Raw genomic sequence first — 4,896 nt, forward strand, 5'->3', positions numbered from 1 at the left:
TGGTGGCCGTCATTCGCTCCCGTGAGGTCAGCCTGACCCTCTTTTATCAGCAGTTGGCCCAATGCAAGGCCATCTATGACAAGCACGCAGAAACGGTCCTGGGCAACATGGACAGCGTGATATTCCTGGGAGGTCGTGAGGGCAGCACCATCAAGGAAATCTCGGAAACCTGGCTGGGCAAGGCCACCATCTATATGCAGACCGATGGGCGCTCCAAGGGCCAGTCCGAGAGCTACAACCTCAATACCCAGCGGTTGGGCCGAGAGCTGATGACCCCCAGCGAGCTTGCCACCATGCCCGGTGACAGGTGCATCTTGCAGCTCCGGGGCCTGCCCCCGTTCTATTCTCCCAAGTACGATCTGAAACAGCACCCCAACTACAAATTCACGGAGGAGGCGGATAAAAAGCGCAACGCCTTTGATCTGGACCGGCTGATCCGCCGCCGGAGGCGGCCCGGTCTGGACGAGGCTTGCGAGGTGTACCAGGTGGACGAGCCGATCCCGCTCACGGACGAGGACGAGGACATCCTCAACTATGACGATGTGGACGACCCGGACGCCTTTTAAGATATTGCCATGTTTGGGACAAAGTGTCCCATAGCAGCGCCGCCCGGCTGGGCGGCTTATTTTTTGCCCGGAATTTACCGGAGAAAAGGAGGATATATGCAGTTTTTCAGTTCCGCGATCACGACCTTACAGACCCTTGTTGTGGCCCTGGGCGCTGGCCTGGGCGTATGGGGTGTTGTCAATCTTCTGGAGGGATACGGGTCCGACAATCCCGGCTCCAAAAGCCAGGGCATGAAGCAGCTCATGGCGGGCGGCGGCATCATCCTGCTGGGCACCACCCTGATCCCCGTGCTGGGCACTCTGTTTTAAGGCTGGTAGCTTATGGGCTTTCTCACCGACTGGCTCACAGGTTGGCTAAAAGACCTGCTCATTGACGGCATCATGGGCAACCTGGGCGGGCTGTTTGACAATGTGAACGCCTCGGTTGGGGATGTCGCAACGCAGGTGGGAACCACCCCGGCGGCGTGGAACGCCGGGGTGTTCTCCCTGATCCAGCAACTCTCCGAAACGGTGATCCTACCGATTGCCGGAATGGTGCTCACCTTTGTTGCCACCTACGAGCTCATTCAGATGCTTTTGGAAAAGAACAATATGCACGAGGTCGATGTGGCGAACATCTACAAATGGATGTTCAAAACGGCGATTGCAATTCTGATCCTATCCAACACCTTCAATATCGTGATGGCGGTATTTGATGTGTCGCAAAGTGTGATCTCCAGCGCAGCGGGGCTGATCCAAGGCTCCACTGATATTTCAGCAGATATGCTGGCGAACCTGGAGACCACTTTGGAGGGAATGGGCGTCGGGGAACTCCTGGGCCTGTTCATGCAATCCATCTTGATCCAGGTGTGTATGTTCGCGCTCAATATTATCATCTTCGTCATCGTGTATGGCCGTATGCTGGAAATCTACTTAATGACCAGTTTGGCCCCCATCCCCGTGGCGACCCTCTCCAACCGGGAGCTGGGGAGCATGGGGCAGAACTACATCAAGTCCCTGTTTGCCGTGGGGTTCCAAGGGCTGCTCATTCTGGTGTGCGTGGCGATCTACGCCGTGCTTGTTCAGGGGATCGCCACCAGCGGGGACCCCATCGGGGCCGTATGGGGCGCGATGGGCTACACGGTGCTGCTCTGCTTTATGCTGTTCAAAACCGGCAGCATCGCAAAAAGTATCTTCGGCGCACATTGAGGGAGGAGGTAAAACGACCAGCAAAATGATCACTTTGGGGAGCTTGTTTGACGGTATCGGCGTTTTCCCTCTGGCTGCCCGGCGCAACGGGATCGTTCCTTTGTGGGCCAGCGAAATTGAGGCCGCTCCTATTTCCATCACCAAGCGGCACTTCCCGGACATGGCCCACCTGGGCGACATCACAAAGCTGGACGGAGGGGCGATCCCGCCGGTCCACATACTCACCTTTGGCTCCCCGTGTCAGAACCTATCCCAAATCGGACGGCGGGAGGGATTGGCTGGAGCAAAATCCAGCCTGTTCTTTCAAGCCATCCGCATTATTTCAGAAATGAGGGAGGCGACAAATCACCTTTTTCCAGTTATCACTGTTTGGGAAAACGTCATGGGAGCGTTTTCATCTAATGACCGGATGGATTTTAGAGCCGTGCTATCCGCCTTCACAGACGCCGAGGTTCCAATGCCTCCTTCTGGAAGATGGGGAAACGCCGGAATGGTGCGAGGGAGATGTCCCGACATCGCCTGGAGGCTCATGGACGCCCAATACTGGGCAGAGCCCCGCCTGGCACGACGGCAGCGCATCTTCCTCGTGGCGGATTTTGGAGGCAGACGCGCCCCGGAAATATTATTTAAGCCCCGCCCAATGCGCTCACTTTCTCAAACTGGCGCAGATTGCGGGCTTTCCCCCGCCCCCGGAGATCGAGGCTCTTTTCTTGATCCAGGGGGGCGCATACCCGTCGTCCGACCCTTTCAATGCTACCGGATGCGGACAGCAGCAAAAGAACGATCCCGAGAGGCGTTCCAAAACAGTTTTGGATTATCAACTGACCCTTTTCCCACTCTTTTAGCGGGAGGCGTCAGCCCCTTTGCCTTTTGGTATGAGGACGATCCGGCAAGCGGCTGTGTCCGGTTCCCTACGGAGCTGGAGAGCGAGCGCCTGATGGGGCTGCCGGAGGGCTGGACCAAGTACAGCGCGGACGGCACGGAGATTTCCCCCACCAACCGCTACAAGGCCCTGGGCAACGCGATTGCGCTGCCATGCGCGGACTACATCATGGCCGGAATACGCGAGGCTCTAACCTGGGAATGAACAAGAGCTATGGGACACTTTGTCCCATACACCGAGAAAGAGGTGACAACCATTCCGTATGTAAATGTACCCAACGATCTTTCCAAAATCAAAACGAAAGTGGCGTTCAATCTCACCAAGCGCCAACTGATCTGTTTCGGCTGCGGGGCCGCCGTGGGGATTCCGTCCTACCTGCTGGCCCGGACCGTGATCGGCAACACCGGCGGGCTGTTTCTCATGCTAGGAGTGATGCTCCCGGCGTTCCTGCTTGCCATGTATGAGCGGGACGGACTGCCGCTGGAGAAGGTTGCCCGGAACATCATCCGGGCCCGGTTCCTGCGCTCCGGCTCCCGGCCCTACCGGACGGAAAACATCTACGCCCCCTTTACCCTGGGCGGCGCTGCAAAAAAGGAGGATGCGATTGCAAAGCACAAGCACGCAAAGAAAAAGGCCCGCAAGGGCTGACCGCCGGGGCCGGGGCATGGTGTCCGCCCAGCAGACGATCCCCTATGTGGCAATGTACCCGGACGGGGTGTGTCAGCTCCCCGGCGGCCTGTTCACCAAGACCGTGGAATATGAGGACATCAACTACTCGGTGGCATCCACGGAGGACCAGTCGGCCATCTTTAACGGCTGGAGCGCCTTTCTCAACTACTTTGACAGCGCCCTGCCGTTCCAGCTCTCCTTCGTCAACCGCCGTTCCCATGCCGCCAGCCGGTACAAGGTGAATATCCCCATGCAGGCGGACGAGTTTGACAGCATCCGGGGCGAGTTCGTGTCCATGCTCAAAGGGCAGATTGCCAAAAGCAACAACGGCATTGACCGGGCCAAGTACATCACCTTCGGTGTCCCCGCCGGGACGCTGGGCGAGGCCCGGCCCCGGCTGGAGCGGGTGGAGGCCGATGTGGTGGGCAATCTGCACCGGCTGGGCGTCCAGTCCCGCCCCCTGGACGGGCAGGAGCGGCTGGGGGTGCTTTACAGCCAGACCCACCCCGGCAGCCGGGAGCCCTTCCGGTTCTCCTGGAAGGACATCTCCCGCACGGGCATGGGCACCAAGGACACCGTTGCCCCCAGCGCCGGGTTTGACTTCTCCCGTGTCCGCACCTTCAAGGTGGGGCCCTACCACGGGGCGGTGTCCTACCTGCAAATCCTGGCCTCGGAGCTCTCGGACAAGCTGCTGCGGGAAATCCTGGAGCTGGACGCGGAGCTGACCGTCACCATGCACATCCAGACGGTGGACCAGCTCAAGGCCATCAAGACCATCAAGGGCAAGGTGTCCGACATCGACAAGATGAAGGTGGAGGAGCAGAAAAAGGCCATCCGGGCCGGGTATGATCCCGACATTCTCCCACCCGACCTCATTACCTTCTCCAAGGACGCGGCGGACCTGCTGGCCGACCTCCAGTCCCGGAACGAGCGAATGTTCCTGCTGACCTTTACGGTGGTGAACATGGCTCCCACCCTCCAACGGCTGGAAAATGATGTGTTCACGGTGAACGGCATCGCACAGAAATACAACTGCGCCATCAAGCGGCTGGACTGGCAGCAGGAGCAGGGCTTTGTGTCCTCTCTGGTGCTGGGCTATAACGAGGTGGAAATCCAGCGGGGCATGACCACCAGCTCCACCGCCATCTTTGTGCCCTTTATGACGCGGGAGCTCCGCATGGGCGGGCAGGCCCTCTACTATGGCATGAACGCCCTTTCCCACAATGTCATCATGGCGGACCGGAAGAAACTGAAATCAGCCAACGGGATGTACCTGGGCTCCACCGGCTCCGGCAAGAGTTTTGCCGCCAAAAGAGAACTTATCAATGTATTCCTGGCGACCAAGGACCGGATCATCGTGGTGGACCCGATGGGCGAATATGCGCCGCTGGTGCGGCGGCTGGGCGGGCAGGTCATTGAGATCGCCCCGGACAGCCCCCACCATATCAATCCTATGGACATCCAGCTTGACCTGGGCGGCGACGAGAGCCCCCTGTCCATGAAGGCCGACTTCCTGCTCTCCCTGTGCGAGCTGGTGGTGGGCGGCAAGGAGGGCTTGCAGCCCATTGAGAAAACGGTGATTGACCGCTG

6 protein-coding genes are annotated in these 4,896 nt (G+C 59.0%); all 6 read left to right on the plus strand.

From position 1 onward, the window contains the following. A partial coding sequence (locus B5G42_RS17205) for a type IV secretory system conjugative DNA transfer family protein (RefSeq protein ID WP_162611142.1) occupies positions 1-566 on the plus strand: 566 nt, incomplete at its 5' end. Between the two features lie 96 nt (positions 567-662). Beyond that, on the plus strand, positions 663-875 hold the full coding sequence (locus B5G42_RS17210) for a Maff2 family mobile element protein (RefSeq protein WP_087273056.1): 213 nt from the start codon (positions 663-665) through the stop codon (positions 873-875). A 12-nt stretch (positions 876-887) separates the two neighbouring features. Then, on the plus strand, positions 888-1,754 hold the full coding sequence (locus tag B5G42_RS17215) for a VirB6/TrbL-like conjugal transfer protein, CD1112 family (protein WP_087273059.1): 867 nt from the start codon (positions 888-890) through the stop codon (positions 1,752-1,754). Positions 1,755-1,797: 43 nt separating this feature from the next. Further along, the gene (locus B5G42_RS17220; RefSeq protein ID WP_343286714.1) at positions 1,798-2,841 is read left to right on the plus strand and encodes a DNA cytosine methyltransferase; all 1,044 of its coding nucleotides are present in this window, start codon (positions 1,798-1,800) and stop codon (positions 2,839-2,841) included. Positions 2,842-2,892: 51 nt separating this feature from the next. Next, a complete protein-coding gene (locus B5G42_RS17225; protein ID WP_087273065.1) occupies positions 2,893-3,285 on the plus strand; it encodes a PrgI family protein in 393 nt (130 codons plus the stop codon). 52 nt (positions 3,286-3,337) lie between these two features. Further along, on the plus strand, positions 3,338-4,896 hold a 1,559-nt coding region (locus B5G42_RS17230), incomplete at its 3' end, for a VirB4-like conjugal transfer ATPase, CD1110 family (protein WP_087273068.1).

This window comes from Flavonifractor sp. An91 (genome assembly GCF_002159225.1).
GTDB lineage: Bacteria > Bacillota > Clostridia > Oscillospirales > Oscillospiraceae > Flavonifractor > Flavonifractor avicola.